The organism is Kitasatospora sp. NPDC058406, assembly GCF_042722765.1.
In the GTDB taxonomy this organism is placed as follows: domain Bacteria; phylum Actinomycetota; class Actinomycetes; order Streptomycetales; family Streptomycetaceae; genus Kitasatospora.
On sequence record NZ_JBHXKE010000158.1, the window covers coordinates 1 to 22,075 of the forward strand.

The window sequence follows — 22,075 nt, forward strand, 5'->3', positions numbered from 1 at the left end:
TCGACCAGAACGTGACGGTGGTGGGCCCGGCGGACTCCGACGACCCGCCGCCGGAGGCGCAGGCCGAGGCGGCGAGGGCGAACGCGGACGCCAGGGAGAGGGCGGCGAGTCTGCGGCGGAGTGGTGCCATGGGTGGGTCTCCTTGTGCTGCGCGGGCTACGGCTCGGTGCGGCCGCCCCGGTGGGTGCGGGGGCAGGGAGTGGGGGTCCGGTACGGCGTGGTGCGGCGTTGGAGCGCCGCAGGGATTACCGACCTGACGCGTAACGTATGCGATATACGAAATGAACGCCAGTGTCTGTTGCCGTTTCGTTCTCATGACGAGACCGGACCTCCGCCGGCCCCCGGCCGCGGTCCGGGACGGCCGCGACCGCCCCGGAGAGGGCGGCCCGGCATGATCAGCTCATCCGCGCGATCGGTAGGTAATCAATCAGGGGCGGTACCTGCATGTGGGCCGGCGCCGGGCAGCGCCCGGCCCGTCACCGCACCCGGTCGGCTCGGCGCACCGCGGCGGGAAGGGCCGTCGGGCCGGGCCGCAGGCCGTCAGGCCGGGCCGTTGCGCAGCGCCTCGCGCGTGGTCCGGAGCTTGCGCAGCACCTTGGCGACGTGCTGCTCCACGGTCCGGGGCGACAGGAAGAGCGCGGCGGCGATGTCCTTGTTGGTGGTGCCGTCGCCCAGCAACCGGGCGACCTGCTGCTCGCGCGGGGACAACTCGTCGCCGTAGCCCGCCCTGCCCCGGGACTGCGGGCGGGACTGGCCCAGGGCGAGCAGCAGGTGCCGGCAGCGGGCGGAGTCGGTTGTCGCGCCGAGCCGGTCGTGGACGCCGGCGGCCCGCGTCAGCCGCTGCACGGCCTCGGCGGGGTGGAGGCCGGCCAGGGCCTGCGCGGCCTGCTCGTCGGCCAGCGCCGCGTGGTACGGCCGTCCGATGCCGGACCACTGCAGCCGGGCCCGGTCGAAGTGCTGCGCGGCCTGCGTCCGATCCTCGCGGGCGGCGAGCAGGCCGCGGCACAGGTACTGCTCGGCGCCCGCCCCGGGGGCGTCCAGGCCCTCGACGCCCGCCCCGTGGTCCTCGACGAGCGCCGCGGCCGTGCGGTCGTCGCCCCGCTGCAGGGCGGTCTCCACGGCCACCGGCACCAGGCCCAGCGCGTAGACCCACTCCTCCTTGCGCGGCAGCAGCGGCAGGTAGGCGCCCACCGTGCTCCAGGCCGCGTCCGCGTCCCCCCGGGCCAGCTGGATCCGGGCCAGGCCGGCCGCGGCGCCGAGCGCGTTGACGTTCGTCCGCGCACCGTCCCGGGTCAGTACGCGGTCGAAGCGCTCGACCGCCCGCGAGACCCGCCCGCGGGCCGCGGCCATGACGCCCTCCGCGGTGGCGAGCAGGTCGTCGACCGCGAGCGGCTCGTCGACGTACTCCGCGAGGAAGGCCGCGTACCGCTCGTCCCAGTGCGCCCACTCGCCGGCCAGCCAGGACAGCAGCAGCCGGTAGGAGCGGCAGTGCACGATCAGCGCGTGCGCGCGGTGGTGGCGGGAGAGCGCGAGCGCCTCCTCGGTGCAGTCCGCGGCGCGGGCGTCCTGACCGAGGCAGATCCCGACCTCGGCGGCGTTGACCAGGGCCCGCGCGGTGTGCCGGACCACCTCCGGGTCGTCGTCGGTCCGGGGCAGCCCGGACAGCAGCCCGGCCGCCTCGGGGCGGCCCTGCGCGGCCAGGACGGTGACCCGGTTCGCGGCCACCGAGGCGTGGACGGCCCGGTCGGGACTGTCCGCGATGGTGGCGACGGCGCGGTCCAGCCAGGCCCGCTGCTCGGCGGCGGAGAACCGGCTGGTCTCCCACATGGCGAGCAGCGACATGGCGCGCGCGGCCTGCTCCGGCCGGCGCCCCTCCAACTCCTCGACGGCCCGCTCGATCTCCGCCTCGCCCGAGGGGTCCGCCGCCTGGTTGAGCAGCATCAGTCCGAGGTCGAGCCGGATCTCACCACGGGCCGCCACCGGGAGGCCCGGACCGGCCACGATCCGGCGCAGCGTGGCGATCGTCCGGGTGTACTCGACGGTGTCCCAGGCGGTCCGGGCCAGGGCGAGCGCGGCGCGGGCGTGCAGGGCGGACGGCAGCCGGGGCTCGTCCAGCACCTGGTGCAGCAGGGCCGCCGCGGTTCCCTGGTCGCCGAGCGCCACGGCCCGGTCCGCCGCCGCCATCGCGCGGTCCAGCCAGACCGCGGTGTCCCCGAGGGCGCGGGCGTGATGGGAGATCTGGACCAGTGGCGGCTCAGGCAGCGCCTCCAGGACGTCCAGGACCCGCCGGTGGAGCTGGTGCCGCACCGGGCCGGGGAGGTTGTCGTACTGGGCCTGCCGGCCGAGCACGTGGGCGAAGCCGTAGCTGTCCGGGCCGTACTCGCGCAGCACCGAGGCCGCCAGCGCCGCGAGCAGCGCCTCGCCGGCGGCCCCCGGCGGCAGCCCGGCGCAGTCCGCCAGCAGCTGCTCGCCGGCCGGGACGGCGAGCACGGCGGAGACGTTCACCAGCGCCACGGCCTCCGGCGAAAGCCGGTCGATGCGTTCCGCGAACACCTCGCGCAGGCTGCGGGGCACCCCGAGCGCGCCGTCCCCGAGCCGCGCACCGAGGGTGATGAGGTCCTCCTCGATGACCAGCGGCAGACCCTCGCTGCGCTCCACCAGGGTGTGGAGGAGCCCGGGGGTGGCCGCCTCGGCCAGGACGGAACGCGCCATCGCCCGCAGGTCGTCCGGGGACAGGCGGGGGAGGGCGAGCTCGGCGCCCCCGGTGCCCGGCGGGCGCCGGAACGCCGGACCGAGCACCGGACCGCGTCCGGGGACGTCCCCGGCCCGGTAGGTGAGCACGAGTGCGGTGTCGGCGGGCAGGTCCCGGCCCAGCAGCAGGAGCAGTTCCCGGGTGGCCTCGTCGGCCCAGTGCACGTCCTCGACCACCAGCACCACCGGGGCGATCGCCGCCAGTACGACCCGCACCCCCCGGGCCACCAGGTCGCGCGGGGCGCTCTGTCCGGACGGCCACGGCTGGGCGGGCGGCAGCCGGTCGGCGAGTTCGGGCAGCAGCACCGCGAGCACCCCGGCGGGCGCGTCCAGCCGGCCCGCCCCCGGCATCCAGGGACCGGACCGGCGCAGCGCCTCCACCACCGGACCGAAGGCCAGCGGCTCCCGCAGCGGGTGGCAGCTGCCGGTCACCACGCGCACGCCCTCGCCGCGCAGTTCGTCGACGGCCTCGGCGACCAGCCGCGACTTCCCGATGCCGGCCTCGCCCTCGACCAGGACCACCGACGGCCGCGAGCGTGCGGCGCCCAGCAGGGCCCCCAGCTCGCGCTCCCGCCCGACGAAGGGGGGTGCCTTCCTCCGGGACGCGTCGCCTGCCGCGCCGGTCTGCGTCGTCATCCGCTGGGTTCCCTCCTGCGCCGTTCCCGGTTCGGGGCCGCGCCGATTCCAAACTAGTGCCGTCGCCCGGGGGCGCCGCCGGGCGGCGCGGCACCGGAGGGCGCAGGGTCACCCCGGGTCGGTCGGCCGGCGGCGGGCGCGCCCGCCGGGGTCAGCGGTCCTCGCCGGAGCCGGTCCGCAGGTGGGCGCGCAGCCAGTTCTCCGTGGTGGTGACGTGGATCAGGGCGGCGGCCTGGGCGAGCGGCGCCTCCCGGGCGGCCAGGGCCCGGTGGATCGCCTCGTGTTCGGCGATGGCCTGATCCGCCGCGTCCTCGTCGACCAGGCCGCGCCAGACACGGGCGCGCAGCGTGCGGCCGGAGATCCCCTCCAGCACGGTCGTGAGGGTCTCGTTGCCGGTGGCGGTGACGACCGTGCGGTGGAAGGCGGCGTCGTGCAGGTTCAGACGCTCGGGGTCGCTGCGAAACTGCCGCATCGCGTCGAGGTGGCCGGCCAGTTCGGCGAGGGCCGCGTCGTCGATCCGGGTCGCGGCGAGCGCGGTGGCGGCGGGTTCCAGGAGGCGGCGGGTCTCGATGAGCTCCAACAGCGTGTCACCGCTCAGCAGTTCAACGGCGCTGGAGAGGTTCTCCAGGAGCACGCCGGGAGCCAGACTGGTCACGTAGGTGCCGTCGCCGCGCCGGATGTCGAGCACCCTCGACACGGCGAGGGCCTTGACGGCCTCGCGCATGAGGTTGCGGGACAGGCCGAGTTCGGCGGCGAGCTGCTGTTCGGGCGGTAGCTTGGCCCCGGGGGGCAGCGCGCCGGAGCGGATCAGCTCGCGGATCCGGGCGATGGCCATGTCGGTCAGTGACACGTGCGGGCTCCTGGGCGACGGGGTTTCGCATGCTGGGCGGACGGGGGCGCTACTGGTCCGCCCCGGCTATCAGAGCACACCACCGGGGCCGGCCCTCCGCCGGCCGCCGCTCGCCGGTCGACGCCCCGCGCGTGTGACCCAGCCTAGTAGACATCCCATCAATCCTGTCCACCTTTGGATATCTCCTCCGATCGTCACCCGCCAAGTGGCCGGATGGACAGTGTGGTTGTGGTGTCTTCGGCGAGAGTCTGGACAGGCAGGGCGCCTTTGCCCACCAGTCCATCCCATGTCCAGGCCGCTCCGGCGCGGCTGATCGGACGAAACTCCGCAGGGCACCAGTGCGGGAGCACCGAGGACCGGGTCATCGAGTACGTCGACCACCTCCACGAGCACGTCACCGTCCCGCATCGACGCCGTCCGCACCGCGCTCGACCTCGGCGTCGACGACTTCCACGGCGCCCCCTACCACGGCGCCACCCGGGGCTGATCGCAGCTCGGCCGGGATCAGCCGCCCCGGACACCGTTCCGCCGGCCGGCATCCCCCGCACCGCCCCACCCCCGCACCGCCCCACCCCCGAATCCCGAATCCCGAACCGAGCGGAGCAGCCATGACCGACACCGACTTACCGCACCACCCGGTGCTGGACGACCGCCTCGCCACAGGCACCGGCCGGCGGGACTTCCTCGGCGGACGGGTGTGACGGCGCCGCTCGGGTCGGCTGCGCTAGGCTGTGCCGGTAACCGCTTTCCTGTACCGGGCCGACCGGCCCGCACACAGCCGGCGGGCGCCTCCGAGGACAGCCCCCACCGCCCCGAGAGGTCGAGATGCGACTGGCACTGAGCACCCTGGGCACCCCCGGTCTGTCGCCGGCCGACTCGGTCGGCCTGGCCCGGAGGTTCGGCCTGGACGGGCTGGAACTGCGGCTGCACCCGGATACCGGCGTGCACGCCGGCCTCGGCGCCGCCGAACGGGCTGCCGTCGTCCGGACCCTGGGAACCCTCACCCCGTTCTGCCTGTCCGGGTACGTCCGGATCTGCGAGCCGGGGGACGACGGGCCCGTGATCGAGGCGCTGCGGGCCGACCTGCGCCTCGCGCGGGACCTCGGGGCGGACTTCGTCCGGGTGTTCCCCGGCGGCGGGGACCTCGACGCCGGGGCGCGCAGACTGTCCGCGGTCGCGGACGAGGGGCCGCGCGTGCTGGTCGAGACGCACGACGCGCTGCCCACCGGCGCCGCCGTCGCGGCGCTCCTGGCGCGTGCGCCGCACGCCGGCGCGATCTGGGACCTGCTGCACCCCTGGCGGCACGGCGAGGAGCCCGCGGAGACCCTGCGGCGGCTCGGGGACCGGCTGGCGTGCGTCCAGATCAAGGACGCCGCCTCGGCCGGCGACACGACGCCCGTCCCCCTCGGGGAGGGGTTCGTCCCGCTGGCCGCCGCTCGCGGGTTGCTCGACGGGTTCGGGGGCTGGGTGTCGCTGGAGTGGGAGCGGACCTGGTACCCGGGGATCCCCCCGGTCGAGGACATCCTGCCCGGGGCGCTGGACTGGGTCGCGGGCCGGGGCCCGGGCGCCGGGGGTTCCCGCCGCGTGCGGTGAGCCCGTCGGGCGCGTGGGGCACGACGCGCGCCCGGGCACCGGGCGGGCGCCGTCCTTTGCGGCACCGTCCGTCGCGGGGCCGTCCGGACCTCGGCGGCGCCGTGCCGTCCCCGCCGTGCCGTTCCCGTTGTGCCGTTCCCTCGTGCGGTCCCCGCCGTGCCGTTCCCGCCGCGCCGCCGGTGGCCTCACTCCGGGGCCGCGTCGCCTGCCGGTCCGGTGCTGTCGCGTGCCACCAGTGCCACGCCGAGAGGTGCCTGCCGTGCCGGTGAGGCCCCGTCCGCGATCAGCTGGACGGCGCGCTCCCCGGCCTGTTCCAGCGGCAGCCGGACCGTGGTCAGTGACGGCCGGAGGTCCACCGCGAACGGCACGTCGTCGAAGCCGATGACGGAGACCTCGCTCGGGACGGCCCTGCCGAGGTCGTCCTGGAGCGCCGTGAGCACCCCGGCCGCCATGACGTCGTTGAGGGCGAGGACCGCCGTGACGTCGGGTTCGGCGGCGAACAGTCCGAGTGTCGCGTCCCGCCCGCCCGACCGGGTGAAGTCGGTGAACACCACCCTGGTGTCCGGGAGTTCGCCGCCGAGCCGGGACCATGCCGCCCTGATCCCGGCCAGTCGCCGGTGGACGGTCACCAGGTTCGCGGGCCCGGCGACCACGCCGATCCGGCGGTGGCCGAGCCGCCACAGTTCGGTCGCCGCACGTTCGGCTCCGCCGCCGTGGTCGAGCGGGACGAACGGTTCGATGCCCCGTTCCCCGATGCAGGCGACCCGTCCGCCGTCCGCCCGGAACGCGTCCAGCTCCGCCGTGAACCGCTCCGTGAGTCCGGGGTCGACGACGCCGCTCCCCGCGATCAGCAGGGCCCGGGCCCGTTGGGCCCGCAGGTTCCGCACGTACTCGATCTCCAGCTCCGGGTCGCCGAACGTCGCGGCGATCATGACCATCAGCCGGTGCCGCTTGGCGCCGCGCATCGCACCGGCGGCGATGGCCCCGAAGTACGGGTCCGCGATGTCGTGCACGAGCAGGCCGACCACGGAGGTCGAGGACCGGGCGAGGGCCTGGGCCGGGGCGTTGGACACGTAGCCGAGGTCGCGGGCGGCGCCCTCCACCTTGCGGCGGAGCTCCTCGCCCACCGTCCGGGGGCCGCCGTGGAGCACCCGCGAGGCCGTGGCGATCGAGACCCCGGCGTGCTCGGCGACGCGCTGGAGGGTCACGGCTCCGGTGGAGCGCTTGGCGCGGGTGGTTGACCTCGGGTTCGGCATGCTCGTAACGTACAGCGCGGTAAGCGCTTACCAAGAAATCCCCGCTCCCGCTCCCACCCCCAGGCCGAAGGAACCCGCCATGCCCCGCAGAGTCATCGGAATCGTCATGAACGGCGTCACCGGCCGGATGGGCTACCGCCAGCACCTGGTCCGTTCGATCCTCGCCATCCGCGACCAGGGCGGCCTGCCGCTCGGCGACGGCGAGGTGCTCTGGCCCGAGCCGATCCTGGTCGGCCGCAGCGCCCACAAGCTCAAGGAGCTCGCCGACCGCCACGGCCTCGACCACTGGACCACCTCGCTCGACGAGGCACTCGCCCACCCGCTCGCCGAGATCTACTTCGACGCCCAGGTCACCACCGCCCGCGAGAGCGCGCTGCGCGCGGCGATCGCCGCCGGCAAGCACGTCTACACCGAGAAGCCCACCGCCGAGTCCCTCGACGCGGCCCTCGAACTGGCCGCCCTCGCCCGCACCGCCGGCGTGTGCAACGGCGCCGTGCAGGACAAGCTCTTCCTCCCCGGCCTGCTCAAGCTCAAGCGCCTGCTGGACGGCGGCTTCTTCGGCCGGGTCCTCTCCGTGCGCGGCGAGTTCGGCTACTGGGTCTTCGAGGGCGACTGGCAGGACGCCCAGCGCCCGTCCTGGAACTACCGCGCCGAGGACGGCGGCGGCATGGTCCTCGACATGTTCCCGCACTGGCGCTACGTGCTGGACAACCTCGTCGCCCCCGTCCGCTCCGTCTACGCGCACACCGCCACCCACGTCCCGCAGCGCGTCGACGAGCAGGGCCGACCGTACCGGGCGACCGCGGACGACGCCGCGTACGGCATCTTCGAACTGGAGGGCGGCATCACCGCCCAGATCAACTCCTCCTGGGCGGTGCGGGTCGACCGCGACGAACTGGTCGAGTTCCAGATCGACGGCACCGAGGGCAGCGCGGTGGCGGGCCTGCGCAACTGCCGCTTCCAGCACCGCGCCGCCACCCCCAAGCCGGTCTGGAACCCGGACCTGCCGGCCACCGAGCCGTTCCGCGACCAGTGGCAGCAGGTCCCGGACAACGGCGAGTTCGACAACGGCTTCAAGATCCAGTGGGAGCTGTTCCTGCGCCACGTGGTCACCGGTTCGGAGTACCGGTGGGACCTCCTGGAGGGCGCCAAGGGCGTCCAGCTCGCCGAACTCGGCCTGCGCTCCGCCCGCGAAGGCCGCCGCCTCGACGTCCCCGCCCTGGAGATCTGATGCCCACCCACCTCGACCTGCCCGGCCTCGGCCGCCACCGGATGTCCGAGCCCGCCCCGCTGCCCGCCGCCACGACGCCCGTGACCTCCCGCGTCGTGTACGCCGCCGCCCACGTCGTCGCCGACCCGCTCGGCCCCAACGCCCCCGGCGCACCCGCCGCCGTCGACTGGGACACCACCCTCGCCTTCCGCCGCCACCTGTGGTCCCTGGGCCTCGGCGTCGCCGACGCCATGGACACCGCCCAGCGCGGCATGGGCCTCGACTGGCCGGCCACCCGCGAGCTGATCACCCGCTCCGGCGCCGAGGCCCGCGCCACCGGCGGACGGCTCGCCTGCGGCGTCGGCACCGACCAGCTCGCCCCCGGCACCCACACCCTCGACACGATCACCGCGGCCTACGAGGAACAGCTCGCCGTCGTCGAGGACGCCGGCGCCCGGCCGATCCTCATGGCCAGTCGTGCCCTCGCCCGCACCGCCCGGGGCGCCGACGACTACCTCCGGCTCTACGGGGACCTGATAGCCCGGTCCGCCCGCCCGGTGATCCTGCACTGGCTGGGCGAGATGTTCGACCCGGCCCTGACCGGCTACTGGGGCTCACCCGACCTCGACACCGCCACCGGCACCGTCCTGACCCTGATCGCGAGCGCCCCCGACCGGATCGACGGCATCAAGGTCTCCCTGCTGGACGCCGACCGCGAGATCGCGCTGCGCCGCGCCCTTCCCGCCGGTGTGCGCCTCTACACCGGCGACGACTTCAACTACCCGGCCCTGATCCGCGGCGACGAACTCGGCCACAGCGACGCCCTGCTGGGCGTCTTCGACCCCATCGCCCCGGTCGCCGCGGCCGCGCTGCGCGCCCTGGACGCCGGCGATCTCGACCGCTACGACGCCCTGTTCGCGCCGACCCTGCCGCTCGCCCGGCACCTGTTCGCCGCGCCGACCTACCACTACAAGACCGGCATCGTCCTCCTCGCCTGGCTCGCCGGCCACCAGGACCACTTCACCATGGTCGGCGGCGCCCAGGCGGCCCGGTCGGTGCCGCACCTCGTGGAACTGTTCCGGCTCGCCGACACCGCGGGCGTCCTGCCCGATCCGGAGCTCGCCGCCGACCGCATGCGGCGCTTCCTCTCCGTGGCGGTCGGCGCCCGCTGACCGGCACCCGCTGACCGGCGTCCGTAACCCCCGTGACCGGCCCCGCTGACCGGCGTCCGCACCCCCGGGACCGGGCCCGGCACTTCCCCGGAAGGCCGTCCCGCGCCCGATCGGCCGTCCCTCGCCCCGAGGGGCGGCCACCCGCCCTCCCCGCCCCCCGCACGGAAGGATCCCGGCACCGTGACCGGACCCTCGCCCCTGTCGCACGACCCGCGCGTCTCCCGCGACCCGCGCCTGTCGCGGCTCTCGCTCAACCAGATCACCACCAAGCAGTGGACCCTCCCCGAGGCCGTCCGGGGCTGCGTGGACGCCGGCATCCCGGCGATCGGCCTCTGGCGGGACAAGGTCGCCGACACCGGCCTCGCCCGCTCCGCGAAACTCTGCCGGGACGCCGGCCTCGCCGTCAGCAGCCTCTGCCGCGGCGGCTTCCTCACCGCCACCGACCCCCACGAGCGGCGCGCCGCCCTCGCCGACAACCTCCAGGCCGTCGAGGAAGCCGCCGAACTCGGCACCGACACCCTGGTCATGGTCGTCGGCGGCCTGCCCGCCGGCAGCCGCGACCTCGCCGGCGCCCGCACCGCCGTCGCCGACATGATCGCCGAACTCGCTCCCCACGCAGGGGACTTCGGTGTCCGGCTCGCCCTCGAACCGCTGCACCCGATGTTCTGCGCCGACCGGGCCGTCCTCTCCACCCTCGGCCAGGCCCTCGACCTCGCCGAACCGCACCCCGCGACCCAGGTCGGCGTGGTCGTCGACAGCTACCACGTCTGGTGGGACCCCCAGCTCCCCGCCCAGATCGAACGCGCCGGCCGGACCGGACGGATCGCCTCCTACCAGGTCTGCGACTGGACCCTGCCGCTCCCCGCCGACGCCCTGCTCGGCCGCGGCCACGTCGGCGACGGCCACATCGACTTCCGCACCCTCACCGACCAGGTCACCGCCGCCGGCCACACCGGCTGGATCGAGGTCGAGATCTTCAACCAGCAGATCTGGGACACCCCCGGCGAGCAGACCCTGCAGACCCTCGTCGAACGCCACCTCGCCCACGTGGCCCGACCGTGAGAGTCCTCCTCGCGCCCGACTCCTTCAAAGGCACCGTCACCGCCGCCGACGCCGCCCGGGCCCTGGCCGACGGCTGGCACTCCGTCCGCCCCGACGACGACCTCCTGCCCCTGCCGATGGCCGACGGCGGCGAAGGCACCCTCGACGCGGTGACCGCCGCCCACCCCGCCGCCACCGTTCACGACGTCCCCCGCTGCACCGGACCGGACGGCACGCCCGTCACCGGCCGCTACGCCCTCCTCCCGGACGGCACCGCCCTCGTCGAGCTCGCCACCGCCAGCGGCCTCCCCCTCCTCGGCGGCAGGCTCGCCCCCCTCACCGCCACCACCCGCGGAACCGGCGAGGCGATCGCCGCCGCGCTGGACGCCGGCGCCACCGCACTGACCGTGGCTCTCGGCGGCTCCGCCTCCACCGACGGCGGGGCCGGACTCCTCGCCGCCCTCGGGCTGCGCGTCACCGCCCGCTCCGGAGCCCGACTGCCCGACGGCGGCGGCGCCCTCGCCACCGCCGGACACCTCGACACCCGACTACTGCGCCCCGCCCCGTCCGGCGGTGTCCGCCTGCTCACCGACGTCACCAACCCGCTGCTCGGCCCGCACGGGGCAGCAGCCGTCTACGGGCCGCAGAAAGGCGCCGGACCGGCCGAGACCGCCCTCCTGGAACGCGGCCTGCGCCGGTACGCCGACCTCCTCGGCGGCGACCCCGACCGGCCGGGGGCCGGCGCCGCAGGCGGCACCGCGTACGGGCTCGCCACCGTCTGGAACGCCCGCATCGAGCCCGGCGCGGCGGCTCTCGCGGACCTCCTCGGGCTCGACGCCGCCCTCGCCGCGGCCGACCTCGTCATCACCGGCGAGGGCCGCTTCGACGCCACCAGCCTGCTCGGCAAGGCGGTGGGCGAGGTGATCACCCGCGCCGATCGCGCCGCCGTCCCCGTCCACGTGGTCGCCGGCGACTCCACCGACGCCCGCGCGCTCACCCTGGTCGCGCTCGCCGGCGACACCGCCGACGCCTGCCGCCGGGCCACCCACTGGCTGCACCGGGCCGGCGCGCACCTGGCCCGTTCCGCCGGTGCGGCAGGCGGTTGAAGCGGTCACCGCGCCCGCTGCGTACGTGCCCCGGGGGACCAGGCCCGGAGCGCCGGGCCCGCGGCCCCTCCCGACACCGACCGCGCCGCCGGGGCGGTCGGTGTCGGGCCCAGGCCCGCGCCGGCGCCCGGCCCGCCCTCGGAGACACCGGTGACCCGGCCAACTGGCCTGCCCTCGAAGGGATCCGGCTCCACCCGTCGCTCTCCTAGGCCCACGACCGCGTCGAGGCCGACACCCGCTCGCGCTCGCCGAAGGCCGCCACGTCGAGGCCGGGGAGCGGGGCCGAACAGCTCTCCGGCAGGCGTTCTCGGGCGACGGCTCGTCGGCGCAGGCGTCGTTGCCGGCTGTGTAGGGCTGTGGGCGGCTGTGGGGGCTCCGGCCCTTCGGTCGCGAAGTTCCTTATCAATCAAGCCAGTTGATCGGTGGTGCACCGACGACCCCGGTGATGTCCTCCACCCGGACCGGGACCGTTCGGAGGTGCGGCGGATCGCTGACGGTCACTTCGGTCCGCGCGCTCGACGCCCCTCGGTCACTCGTCGGCGGGCGAGCAGTCCAGACAGACCGGCCGTCCGCCCTCCTCGCCCGCGAAGCGGCTTCGGTGGTGGACCATGAAGCACCGCGAACACGTGAACTCGTCCCCTTGTACGGGCACCACCCGGACCGTGAGCTCCTCCCCGGAGAGATCGGCCCCCGGCAGTTCCACGGACTCCGCCTCCTCCGACACGTCGACGTCGGACGCGTTGCTCGACCGGGCGGCACGCTGCCTCTTGAGCTCCTCGACGCTTTCCACCTCCTCCTCGTCACTGTTCGTACGCGGGGCGTCGTAGTCGGTTGCCACTGCTGCACCTTCCGTCACGTCGGGGCCGGCACATGCGGACACCGGTTCTGGGTTTGCGACGCCATCACTATGGACCCTCGTACGGATCTCAGCCACTGGAGTCCCGCGTGTTGGCCGCGAATGCGCTCTTTCGCGGCGTCCGGACCGCCGGCCGGCCGCCTTCGCCGGTTCCCCCGCCACGGCTTCGGGTCGACCGGGGGCCGGTGGGCCCGCAGCTCCGTGACGCGACGTGCAACTCGACTGTGGGGCGGCGTATTCGAGTTGGCCGTGTGGGATCCGGCGGGCGAGGTGGTGGCCGCAGGTGAGTCGGGCGCCGCCGAGCAGGGCTCTCCGGTGCCGCCGGGGGCGGGGTTGCCGGAGCGCCGCATCCGGTCGAGGGGGCCGATGATGCCGCTTTGGGGGGCGGTGCCCAAAGATATACGATGACCTATCTCATCCACTATGCTGCGTCGCGTGCCCAACTCCGAGCCCGTACACACGACGACGGCCGACCGAGCGCCGCAGGGAGTGGTCGTCACCGTCGCCGGTGAGATCGCACCGGACGCCCTCGGCGCGGTGCTCCCCCGCGAACACCTCCTGGGGGACTTCACCTCCCCGGCCGGCCGCGCGAGCCGCCGACCGCCCTACCGGACGCAGTTCTACCGGGCCCCGCTGACCATGGCCTCGCTCGGCGAGATCGCCCTGGGCGCCCCCAACCGGGACAACCTGCTGCTCGACGACCGGGACGTGGCGGTGGCCGAGGCCGCGGCCCTCCGCCGCGCCGGCGGCGGCACCCTGGTGGACGTCACCACCCCCGATCTCGGCCGCGACCCGGCCGGGCTCCGCCGCATCGCCGAGGCGGCGGGCCTGCACGTCGTCATGGGAGCCGGGCGCCACCACCCCGCGCGTACCGACGGGTCCCGCGACGCCGAGCCCCTCGTTGAGGAGATCGTCCGGGACCTCACCGAGGGCGTGGACGGCGTGCGGGCGGGCGTCATCGGCGCGTTGGCCGCGCTCGATCCCGCCGACGCCGCCGAGCGCGCCGTCCTGGTGGCGGCCGCGCGGGCGTCGGCGGCCACGGGCGCACCGGTCTCGCTCACCCGCTCCGCGGACCCCGTCGTCCAGCAGCGCGTGCTCGACCTGCTGGCCGAGGAGGGCGCGGACCTCGCACGGGTCGCGGTGGGCCACTGCGATCCGCTGTCGCCCCACCCCGACGACCTCGAACCGCTGCTCGCGCGCGGGGTGTTCGTCCAGTTCGACCGGCTCGGTCTGCTGCCCTCGGTGCACAGCGTGTCCGACGACCAGGACGTCGCCGCCGCGGTGCTCGACCTCGCCCGCCGGGGCCGGGCCGGGCAGGTGCTGCTGTCGCAGGGCGTCTGCGCCAAGGCACAGCTGCTCGCCCACGGGGGCGGCGGATACGGCTTCGTCCTGCGGCAGTTCGCGCCGTACCTGCGGATGGTCGGCGCCGACGACGCTCTCGTGGAGACCCTCACCGTGCGGAACCCCCGCCGCTTCCTCACCACCCCGGCCCGGAGGGCAGACTCGTGAGCCGCTACCCCTTCGAGATTCCCGACCTCGCCGGCCGGGTCCTCACCGTCGCCGGGCCCGTCGACCCGTCGGTGCTCGGCACCACGCTCATGCACGAACACCTCTTCGTGGACCTGCGGCGCCCGCCCGGCGCCCGGCGGCCGGGGGAGGACGCCCCGGAGGCCGCCGAGCCGCTCACCCTCGCCAACCTCGCCCGCACCCGGCACGGGGCGCCGAACGCCGACAACGACGTCCTGGACGACCCGGAGGAGATCCTCCCCGAGGTGCTGGCCTTCGCCGAGGCCGGCGGGTCCACCATCGTCGAGGTCTCCCCGATCGGCCTGGGGCGGGACCCGCTCGCGCTGCTGCGGCTGTCGCGCGCCGCCGGGCTCCACGTCGTCATGGGCGGTGGCTGGTACACCACGGCCTTCCACCCGGCCGACATGGCCGCTCGCACCGTCGACGAACTCGCCGACGTCCTCGTGCGGGACGTCGTGCTCGGGGCCGACGGCACCGGCGTCCGCTCGGGCGTCATCGGTGAGATCGGCGCGGAGAGCGTGCCGCTGACCGACGGCGAGCTCAAGAGCGTGCGCGCGAGCGGACGCGCCTCCAGGATCACCGGAGCCCCCGTGACCTTCCACGTCGGCGGTGTCGGCGAGGACAGGTTCCGGGTGCTCGACATCCTGGAGGAGGAGGGCGTGGCCCCGTCGAACGTGGTGCTGGGCCACGCGGCGGACGTCCTCGCGGACCCGGCCTTCGGTGAACGGCTGCTCGCCCGGGGCGTGTTCGTCGAGTTCGACTTCCTGGCCTCGCCCGGCAGCCCGTGGGGGCACCTCGTCCTGATGAGCGATCACAAGACCGCGCGCGGGATCGCCGGCCTCGTCGACCGGGGCCACGCGGGGCAGATCGTCCTCGGCCACGACGTGTGCCAGAAGATCCAGCTGAAGAAGTACGGCGGCAAGGGGTTCGACTACATCCCGCGCCACTTCCTGCCCGCGCTCCGCAGGCTGGGGGTGGGGGAGGAGGCCCTCCACGCGATCATGGTCGACAATCCGGCCCGCGCGCTCGCCTTCGCGAAACCGCAGTGAGCGGGGCCGGGACCGGGGGCCCGGGGGCCCGGGGTCGGCCACCGGCCCCGGGGAGTCCCCCGTCCCCCCGCCGTCGGGCGCCCCGGGCGGGCGGATCAGGCGGGGAGGCGGAAGAAGGTGCGGTAGAGGGGGAGTTGCTGGTCCAGCATGTGGATGCCGGGGTGGGTGGGACGGCCGATAGCCGCGGCGGCCCGCAGGAGCGGCGTCTCGGCGGGGGTCATGATGATGTCGGCGACGAGCGCGGTCGGGGGGAGCAGCGCCGGGTCGAACGGGAGGGGGTCGGCCGGGTCGAGGCCGAGCGGGGTGGCGTTGACGGCGAGGTCCGTGGACGCGCCCACGGCGGCGGCCGCGGCGACGCGGTCGGGCCACCGGGCGCCGAGCCGCTGCAGGAGGGCGTCGAGGCGGCCCCGGTCCGGATCGGTGACGGTGAGCGAGGCCGCTCCCCCGGCGAGCAGGGCGGCGGCGATGGCGAGCCCCGCGCCGCCGGCGCCCGCGAGGGCGACGCGGAGCCCGACGGGGTCGTGACCCCGGGCGGCGAGGCCGCGGACGAACCCCGCACCGTCGAAGTTGTCGCCGTACCAGCGGCCGTCCGGCTCCCGGCGCAGGGCGTTGGTGCTGCCCAGGAGGGTGGCGGTGTCGCTGAGTTCGTCGGCGTGCGCGCACATCGCCAGCTTGTGCGGGACGGTCACCAGCAGCCCGTCGAGGTTGGCCGTCGCCTTGAGCCCGCGCACGACGTCGTCGAGCCGGTCCGCCGGGGCGTGCACGGGGACGAGTACGGCGTCCACGCCGCTCTCGGCGAAGAGCGGGTTGAGCAGGGCGGGCGCCTTGGCCTGGGCGATCGGGTCGCCGAGGACGGCGAACAGCCGGGTGCGGCCGGAGATCGGCACGTCAGACCCCCTCGGCGCGGGCGCGCGGCATGGCGTCCAGGGTGCGGGCGACGAGCGGTTCGGGGACGTCGCGGACGAGTTCGGCGCCGTGCGGGCCGTCGAGGACGAACGAGAGGCCGTCGACGGCCTTCTTGTCCAGCCGCATCAGGGCGATCAGTTCGCCGGTGACGACCTCCGGCGGCAGGGCGGTGGGCAGCCCGTAGTGGGCGACCACGTCGTGGTGCTCGGCGACCCGTTCGGGGCGGATCCGCCCGAGCGCGCCGGCCAGCCGGCCCGCGAAGACCGTGCCGACGGCGACCGCCTCGCCGTGCCGCAGCCGGAAGTCGGTGGCGCGTTCGAGGGCGTGGCCCAGGGTGTGGCCGTAGTTGAGGATGTGCCGCAGCCCGGCGTCGCGTTCGTCGGCGGCCACCACGGCGGCCTTCCGGGCGATGCTCGCGGCGATCTGTTCCTCCAGCGGCAGGTGGCGCAGGTCCCCGGCGCCGATGAAGTGGCAACGGGCGATCTCCCCGTAGCCGTTGATCCGTTCGCGCGGGGGCAGGGTGGCGAGGTAGTCAGTGTCGCAGAGGACGGCGGAGGGCTGCCAGTAGGCGCCCACGAGGTTCTTGCCCTCCGGGAGGTTGACGGCGGTCTTGCCGCCGACGCTGGCGTCGACCTGGGCCAGCAGCGACGTGGGCAGGTGCACCACGGGCACGCCCCGGTGGTAGAGCGCGGCGGCGAGCCCGACCGCGTCCGTCGTGGTGCCGCCGCCGCAGGAGACGACGGCGTCCGCCCGGCCCAGGCCGAACGCGGTGAATCGGCTGCACAGTTCGGCGACCCAGGCGAGGGACTTGCCCTCCTCGCCGTCCTTCGCGGTGATCACCAGGGTGTCGAGACCGGTGTCGGGCAGCCACTCGGGGGGCCGGGCGCTCACCACGGCGACCCGGCGGGCGCCGATCCCCGCGAGGACGCCGGCCAGCCGGTGGCGGGCGCCGGGGCCGATGAGGACCGGGTAGCCGCGTTCGCCCAGCTCCACGTCGATGCGCCGGAGCCCGCCGTCCTCGCGGACCCGGCCGCCGTGGGTGCCGGGCGTGCCGTGGGCGCCGGGGGCGCCCGGGTCAGCCCCCGGGGCCGGGCCCGGGTCCGTGTCCGGGTGCGGGCGGTCCGCCGTCCCTGTCGTGGTCAACTCGGCTCTCCCAGTGGTTGTCGGCGCGCCAGCGCGACGGCGCCGTGCAGTGAGGACAGCCCGCCGAGCGCGGCGGGGCGGATCGCGGGGGCGGGGCCGCCCGGGCGGGCCAGTGCGGCGGCGTGGGCCTCCACCCGCGCGGCGAAGCCGGGCAGTCCGTCGGCGAAACCGCCGCCCACCACGGTCAGTTCGGGGTGGAACAGCTCGGCGAGCGACACGGCCGCTGCCGCCAGTGCGGAGCACGTCTCCTCGACGGCCTCCTCCGCCCAGGGCTCGCCCCCGGCGAGCGCGGCCCGCAGCTCGGCGAACCCGACGGGTGCGCCGCGCAGCAGCGCCGCGCGCCGCAGGGTGGCGGGACCGGAGGCGGTGGCCTGGAGGCAGCCGTGGCGCCCGCAGTCGCAGCGCGGACCCCCGCGGTCGACGATCAGGTGCCCCGCCTCGCAGGATCCGCGCGACGGCCCGGGCAGGGGCGCGCCCCGGTGGACGACGCCGCCGCCGACGCCCGTCCCGACGCCCAGGTAGACGAGGTGGTCGCGCCCGGCGTGCACGGCCTCGGCGAGCGCGGCGAGGTCGCCGTCGTCCGCCCAGCCGACGGTGGCGGCGGGGAAGAGCTCCCGCAGGGCCTGGGCGAGGCCGAAGTCCTCCCAGCCGGGGCGTCCCGGCCAGGCGAGGACCCGGCCGTCCGGACCGACGGTGGCGGGCATCGCGACCCCGACCGCGGTGAAGTCGCCGCCCCACCGCTCGCGCAGCCGGGCGACCGCGTCGGCCAGCGCGGCCCAGTCGGCGGCAGCCCCCCGTGCCTCGGGCCAGGGCAGGACGGCCTCCTCCGTGCGGACCGGCCCGCCGGGCGCGCCGCCCTCGGCGCGCAGCGCCACCTTCGTCCCGCCGACGTCGATGCCGAGCAGGCCCCGGGCGGCGGTCGCGGCGCCCATCAGGACTCCGGCACCTTGGCCAGCAGCGCCTGGGCGGCGAGACGGTAGCCGAGCGAGCCGAGGCCGACGATCACGCCCGAGGCGAGCGGCGCCAGCACCGACTCGTGCCGGAAGCTCTCGCGCGCCCAGACGTTCGACAGGTGCACCTCGACGAAGGGCCGCGGGTAGGCGGCCAGCGCGTCGCGCAGGCTCCAGCCGGCGATCATCAGCGCGCCCGGGTTCACGATCGCCCCGACGGTGTCGTACGAGTCCTGCACCGCCTCGATCAGCTGTCCCTCGGACTCGCGCTGGACGGAGGTGACCTTCCAGCCCCGGCCGGCCACCTCGGCGGCCACGGCCGCCTCGATGTCCGCCAGGGTGTCGGTGCCGTAGACCTCCGGCTCGCGGCGGCCGAGAATCCCGAGATTGGGACCGTTCAGCAATAGCAGTTCGCTCATATTCCGGTTATAGCAGTGTGTGCCTCACCGGAACGCGGAACCCGGTCCCCGTGATGCAGGACAAGGGCTTTGTAGGGGGGTGTGTAGGGGAGGTGACGGGCTCGCTTTTCCTGGGTTAGCGTGCCGTTCCACGGTCCCCCCGAAACGAAAGGCTGCGCGGAATTATGAGCGCCAAAGGACGTCCGGCCCCGGAGTTCCCGGTCTGGCCGCAGTTTGACGAGGCCGAGCGCGAAGGACTGATCAGGGCCCTGGAGCAGGGCCAGTGGTGGCGCATGGGCGGCAAGGAGGTCGACACCTTCGAGCAGGAGTTCGCCGACTACCACGGTGCCGAGCGCGCGCTCGCCGTCACCAACGGCACCCACGCGCTGGAGGTCGCCCTCCAGGTGCTGGGCGTGGGCCCGGGCAGCGAGGTCATCGTGCCCGCCTTCACCTTCATCTCCTCCTCGCAGGCCGCCCAGCGGCTCGGCGCCGTCGCGGTGCCGGTCGACGTCGACCTCGACACCTACAACCTGAGCCCCGAGGCGGCGGCCGCCGCGATCACCCCGCGGACCCGGGCGATCATGCCCGTCCACATCGCCGGCCAGATCGCCGACATGGACGCCCTCGGCAAGCTGTCCGCCGACACCGGCGTGCCGATCGTGCAGGACGCCGCGCACGCCCACGGCGCCCGCTGGCAGGGCCGTCGGGTCGGCGAGCTCGGCTCCATCGCCGCGTTCAGCTTCCAGAACGGCAAGCTGATGACGGCCGGCGAGGGCGGCGCCGTCACCTTCCCCGAGACCGCGCAGTACGAGGAGGCGTTCCTGCGGCACAGCTGCGGCCGGCCCCCGACGGACCGGAAGTACTTCCACCAGACCTCCGGCTCCAACTTCCGGCTGAACGAGTTCTCCGCGAGCGTGCTGCGCGCCCAGCTCGCCCGCCTCGACGGCCAGATCGCCGTCCGGGAGGAGCGCTCCAAGCTGCTCAGGAGCCTGCTGGAGGAGATCCCCGGCGTGGTGCCGCAGGGCCGCGACGAGCGCGCCGACCGCGTCCCGCACTACATGGCGATGTTCCGGGTGCCCGGCCTGAGCGAGGAGCGGCGCGACGCGCTGGTGGACGACCTGATCGCCCGCGGCCTGCCCGCCTTCGTCGTCTTCCGCGCGATCTACCGCTCGGACGGCTTCTGGGAGACGGCCGCGCCCGACTTCACCGTCGACGAGCTGGCCCGGGCCTGCCCCAACAGCGAGGCGCTCACCACCGAGGGCATCTGGCTGCACCACCGCACCCTGCTCGCCGGGGAGCAGCAGATCGAGGACGCCGCCCAGATCATCTCCGACGCCCTGGCCGCGGTGTGAGCGCGGCACCGCGGGATCCGGGAGCGCCGGTGCGGGTGGCCGTCGTCGGCCTCGGCTGGGCGGGCCGCACGATCTGGCTGCCCCGCCTGGCGGCGCACCCGGCGTTCCGGGTCACCGCCGTCGTCGAGCCGGGCCCCGTCGCGGCGGAGCACGTCCCGGAGGGCGCCGAACTCCTCGCCGACGCCGACCTGCTCGGCCCGGACGTGGACCTCGCCGTCGTCGCGGTGCCCAACCACCTGCACACCCCGGTCGCCGAACGGCTGCTGGCCCGCGGCATCCCGGTGTTCCTGGAGAAGCCGGTCTGCCTCAGCGCCGCCGAGGCCGACCGGCTGGCCGCCGCCGAGCGGGCGGGCGGGGCCGTCCTGCTGGCGGGCAGCGCCGCCCGCTACCGGGAGGACGTCTCCGCCCTCATCGAGGTGGCGGCGGAGATCGGCCCGATCCGCCACGTGGACCTCGCGTGGGTCCGCGCCAGCGGCGTCCCCGACGCCGGCGGCTGGTTCACCAGCCGCCGGCACTCCGGGGGCGGCGCGCTGGTCGACCTCGGCTGGCACCTGCTCGACACCGCCGCGACCGTGCTCGGCGGCCCGGTCCGGTTCCTGGACGTGCTCGGCTCGGTCTCCGCCGACTTCGTCAACGACGGCGCGCGGAGCGCCGGCTGGCGCGGCACGGAGGGGCCGGACGGCGAGGGCGACGTCGAGGACACCGCCCGGGGCTTCCTCACCACCGACACCGGTGTCTCGGTGGCGGTACGGGCGAGCTGGGCCTCGCACGAGCCCGTCGACACCACCCGGATCACCGTGGAGGGAGCCACCGGCTCCGCCACCCTGGTCTGCACCTTCGGTTTCAGCCCCAACCGCCGCGTCCCGCGGCTCACCCGGACCCGCGACGGCGTCACCACCGACGTCCCGCTGCACGGCGAGTCCGTCGGCGCCGAGTACGTGCGCCAGCTCGACGCCCTGCCCGCCCTGCTCGCCGACCCGGCCTCGCGCGGCGCGGCCGTGACCCAGGCCCACTACACGATCTCGGTCATCGAACGGCTCTACGCGGGGGCCCGCGCCCCGCGGCCGCGGCTCGCCGACGAGGCCACCGCGCTCGCCGTCTGACCGGCGCCGAGCGGCCGGCACCGGTCCGCCGGCACCGACCCACCGGAGCCGCCCCACGCCCCGGCCCCCGGGGGCCGTGCCCACCCCGCCGGTCCGCGCGGGCCGGGGCGTCAGGCCCGGTCACCCGTCCGGGCCGCCCACTTCCCATGGAGACCCCATGCCGAGCAACCAGCCCGCAGCCACCGCCCCCGACGCCCGCGCGCTCGCCGCGTTCTCCCCGGTCCGCGCGGTGGTCTTCGACCTCGACGGCGTCATCGTCGACAGCTTCGACGTGATGCGCCGGGCGTTCCTGACCGCCTACGACGAGGTGGTCGGCGACGGCCGGCCGCCGTTCGAGGAGTACTGCCGCCACCTGGGCCGCTACTTCCCCGACATCATGCGCATCATGGGGCTGCCCCTCGAACTGGAGGAGCCCTTCGTCCGGGAGAGTTATCGCCTCGCCCACCAGGTCACCGTGCACGAGGGAGTGCGCGAGCTGCTCGCCGAACTCAACCGGCGCGGCATCCGGCTGGCGGTGGCCACCGGGAAGAGCGGCCCCCGGGCCCGCTCGCTGCTCGACCAGCTCGGCCTGCTGCACCACTTCGACCACGTGCTCGGCTCCGACGAGGTCGCCCGGGCCAAGCCCGCCCCCGACATCGTGCTGCGCGCCCTGGAACTGCTGCGCCTCCCGGCCGGGCAGGCCGTCATGATCGGTGACGCCGTGACCGACCTGGCGAGCGCCCGGGGCGCCGGGGTCGGCGCGATAGCCGCCCTGTGGGGGGAGACCGACGAGCCGGCGCTCCTCGCGGAGCGGCCCGACGCCGTGCTGCGCCGCCCCGACGAACTGCTCGCCCTGCTGCCCGAACCCGCCCCGGCCCACTGACACCCGCCCACTGACACCGGCCCGCTGGCCTCGGCCCACCGACCCCGGCCCGACGGGGCGGGTCCCCGGTGAGCAGGCCCGCAGAACAGACCCCGCCGAGCCCGTCCGCCGGACTCGGCCGCCGGACCCGGCGCCCGCCGAGCGCCGGACCCGCCGGACCCGGAACCCCTCCGGGGCCGGTCCGCCGACCGGCGGTCCGTCCACCGGTCCCGGGGAGGCCGCGCCAGCAGTGGGCCCAGCGACAACCCCACACCGACCCGGCCCCCCCCCCGCAGCCACCCCCCCCCCACCCCCCCCCCGCCCCCCCCCCGCCC

At 75.6% G+C, this 22,075-nt stretch carries 18 protein-coding genes; 10 read left to right on the forward strand and 8 right to left on the reverse strand.

Translation table 11 applies throughout. From position 1 onward, the window contains the following. Positions 1–540: 540 nt before the first annotated feature. Entirely contained in the window at positions 541–3,387 is a 2,847-nt protein-coding gene (locus ACFWOG_RS26920; RefSeq protein WP_380361273.1) for an AAA family ATPase, read from the reverse strand. A gap of 151 nt (positions 3,388–3,538) precedes the next feature. Further along, positions 3,539–4,237 carry a FadR/GntR family transcriptional regulator gene (locus ACFWOG_RS26925; protein WP_329880763.1) on the reverse strand — a complete coding sequence of 233 codons (699 nt, stop codon included), beginning with the start codon at positions 4,235–4,237 and terminating at the stop codon, positions 3,539–3,541. A gap of 825 nt (positions 4,238–5,062) precedes the next feature. Here ACFWOG_RS26925 and ACFWOG_RS26930 point away from each other — a divergent pair. After that, on the forward strand, positions 5,063–5,830 hold the full coding sequence (locus ACFWOG_RS26930; protein ID WP_329952331.1) for a TIM barrel protein: 768 nt from the start codon (positions 5,063–5,065) through the stop codon (positions 5,828–5,830). A 185-nt stretch (positions 5,831–6,015) separates the two neighbouring features. Here ACFWOG_RS26930 and ACFWOG_RS26935 read toward each other — a convergent pair whose 3' ends face one another. Beyond that, positions 6,016–7,086: a LacI family DNA-binding transcriptional regulator gene (locus ACFWOG_RS26935; protein WP_329880765.1), complete on the reverse strand. Its 1,071-nt coding sequence runs from the start codon at positions 7,084–7,086 to the stop codon at positions 6,016–6,018. Positions 7,087–7,165: 79 nt separating this feature from the next. Here ACFWOG_RS26935 and ACFWOG_RS26940 point away from each other — a divergent pair, with 79 nt between their 5' ends. From ACFWOG_RS26940 to ACFWOG_RS26955, 4 genes are all read left to right on the forward strand, one after another. After that, positions 7,166–8,317 (forward strand): Gfo/Idh/MocA family oxidoreductase, encoded by a 1,152-nt coding sequence (locus ACFWOG_RS26940; RefSeq protein WP_329952330.1) that lies wholly within the window; start codon positions 7,166–7,168, stop codon positions 8,315–8,317. Then, complete coding sequence (locus tag ACFWOG_RS26945; protein ID WP_380361274.1) at positions 8,317–9,468, forward strand: dihydrodipicolinate synthase family protein; 1,152 nt, start codon at positions 8,317–8,319, stop codon at positions 9,466–9,468. Before ACFWOG_RS26940 ends, ACFWOG_RS26945 begins: the two co-directional genes overlap by 1 nt. Before the next feature lie 180 nt (positions 9,469–9,648). Further along, positions 9,649–10,530, forward strand: a complete 882-nt coding sequence (locus tag ACFWOG_RS26950) for a sugar phosphate isomerase/epimerase family protein (protein ID WP_355407180.1) — start codon at positions 9,649–9,651, stop codon at positions 10,528–10,530. Next, complete coding sequence (locus tag ACFWOG_RS26955; protein ID WP_380361275.1) at positions 10,527–11,615, forward strand: glycerate kinase; 1,089 nt, start codon at positions 10,527–10,529, stop codon at positions 11,613–11,615. The genes ACFWOG_RS26950 and ACFWOG_RS26955 overlap by 4 nt, the downstream gene beginning before the upstream one ends. A gap of 529 nt (positions 11,616–12,144) precedes the next feature. On the opposite strand, the gene ACFWOG_RS26960 is transcribed toward ACFWOG_RS26955, so the two are convergent. Continuing rightward, positions 12,145–12,453, reverse strand: coding sequence for a DUF4193 domain-containing protein (locus ACFWOG_RS26960; protein WP_329880772.1), 309 nt, complete (start codon positions 12,451–12,453; stop codon positions 12,145–12,147). Between the two features lie 453 nt (positions 12,454–12,906). Between ACFWOG_RS26960 and ACFWOG_RS26965 the strand changes: the two genes are divergently transcribed. Both ACFWOG_RS26965 and ACFWOG_RS26970 read left to right on the forward strand, forming a co-directional pair. Next, positions 12,907–13,980, forward strand: a complete 1,074-nt coding sequence (locus ACFWOG_RS26965; protein ID WP_380361276.1) for a phosphotriesterase — start codon at positions 12,907–12,909, stop codon at positions 13,978–13,980. Next, complete coding sequence (locus tag ACFWOG_RS26970) at positions 13,977–15,047, forward strand: aryldialkylphosphatase (RefSeq protein ID WP_329952326.1); 1,071 nt, start codon at positions 13,977–13,979, stop codon at positions 15,045–15,047. Before ACFWOG_RS26965 ends, ACFWOG_RS26970 begins: the two co-directional genes overlap by 4 nt. Positions 15,048–15,142: 95 nt before the next feature. Here ACFWOG_RS26970 and ACFWOG_RS26975 read toward each other — a convergent pair whose 3' ends face one another. The 4 genes from ACFWOG_RS26975 to ACFWOG_RS26990 all read right to left on the reverse strand — a co-directional run bounded on the left by ACFWOG_RS26975 (position 15,143) and on the right by ACFWOG_RS26990 (position 18,465). Next, positions 15,143–15,934 carry a shikimate dehydrogenase family protein gene (locus tag ACFWOG_RS26975; RefSeq protein ID WP_380361277.1) on the reverse strand — a complete coding sequence of 264 codons (792 nt, stop codon included), beginning with the start codon at positions 15,932–15,934 and terminating at the stop codon, positions 15,143–15,145. Position 15,935: 1 nt separating this feature from the next. Continuing rightward, positions 15,936–16,952, reverse strand: coding sequence for a 3-dehydroquinate synthase family protein (locus tag ACFWOG_RS26980; RefSeq protein ID WP_380361279.1), 1,017 nt, complete (start codon positions 16,950–16,952; stop codon positions 15,936–15,938). Positions 16,953–17,092: 140 nt separating this feature from the next. Next, positions 17,093–18,028: an ROK family protein gene (locus ACFWOG_RS26985; protein WP_380361278.1), complete on the reverse strand. Its 936-nt coding sequence runs from the start codon at positions 18,026–18,028 to the stop codon at positions 17,093–17,095. Continuing rightward, on the reverse strand, positions 18,028–18,465 hold the full coding sequence (locus ACFWOG_RS26990; RefSeq protein ID WP_355407192.1) for a type II 3-dehydroquinate dehydratase: 438 nt from the start codon (positions 18,463–18,465) through the stop codon (positions 18,028–18,030). Before ACFWOG_RS26990 ends, ACFWOG_RS26985 begins: the two co-directional genes overlap by 1 nt. 164 nt (positions 18,466–18,629) lie before the next feature. Between ACFWOG_RS26990 and ACFWOG_RS26995 the strand changes: the two genes are divergently transcribed. The 3 genes from ACFWOG_RS26995 (at position 18,630) to ACFWOG_RS27005 (ending at position 21,761) form a co-directional block, all read left to right on the forward strand. Next, positions 18,630–19,796: a DegT/DnrJ/EryC1/StrS family aminotransferase gene (locus ACFWOG_RS26995; protein ID WP_329880784.1), complete on the forward strand. Its 1,167-nt coding sequence runs from the start codon at positions 18,630–18,632 to the stop codon at positions 19,794–19,796. 29 nt (positions 19,797–19,825) lie between these two features. Next, positions 19,826–20,899, forward strand: coding sequence for a Gfo/Idh/MocA family oxidoreductase (locus ACFWOG_RS27000; RefSeq protein ID WP_329952323.1), 1,074 nt, complete (start codon positions 19,826–19,828; stop codon positions 20,897–20,899). A gap of 157 nt (positions 20,900–21,056) precedes the next feature. Next, complete coding sequence (locus ACFWOG_RS27005) at positions 21,057–21,761, forward strand: HAD-IA family hydrolase (RefSeq protein ID WP_329880788.1); 705 nt, start codon at positions 21,057–21,059, stop codon at positions 21,759–21,761. The last annotated feature ends 314 nt before the right edge of the window (positions 21,762–22,075 follow it).

Coding starts and splice junctions, on each gene's coding strand:
- ACFWOG_RS26940 (WP_329952330.1), top strand. CDS start 7,166: ATGCCCCGCAGAGTCATCGGAATCGTCATGAACGGCGTCACCGGCCGG.
- ACFWOG_RS26990 (WP_355407192.1), bottom strand. CDS start 18,465: ATGAGCGAACTGCTATTGCTGAACGGTCCCAATCTCGGGATTCTCGGC.
- ACFWOG_RS26945 (WP_380361274.1), top strand. CDS start 8,317: ATGCCCACCCACCTCGACCTGCCCGGCCTCGGCCGCCACCGGATGTCC.
- ACFWOG_RS26930 (WP_329952331.1), top strand. CDS start 5,063: ATGCGACTGGCACTGAGCACCCTGGGCACCCCCGGTCTGTCGCCGGCC.
- ACFWOG_RS27005 (WP_329880788.1), top strand. CDS start 21,057: ATGCCGAGCAACCAGCCCGCAGCCACCGCCCCCGACGCCCGCGCGCTC.
- ACFWOG_RS26935 (WP_329880765.1), bottom strand. CDS start 7,086: ATGCCGAACCCGAGGTCAACCACCCGCGCCAAGCGCTCCACCGGAGCC.
- ACFWOG_RS26995 (WP_329880784.1), top strand. CDS start 18,630: ATGAGCGCCAAAGGACGTCCGGCCCCGGAGTTCCCGGTCTGGCCGCAG.
- ACFWOG_RS26985 (WP_380361278.1), bottom strand. CDS start 18,028: ATGGGCGCCGCGACCGCCGCCCGGGGCCTGCTCGGCATCGACGTCGGC.
- ACFWOG_RS26920 (WP_380361273.1), bottom strand. CDS start 3,387: ATGACGACGCAGACCGGCGCGGCAGGCGACGCGTCCCGGAGGAAGGCA.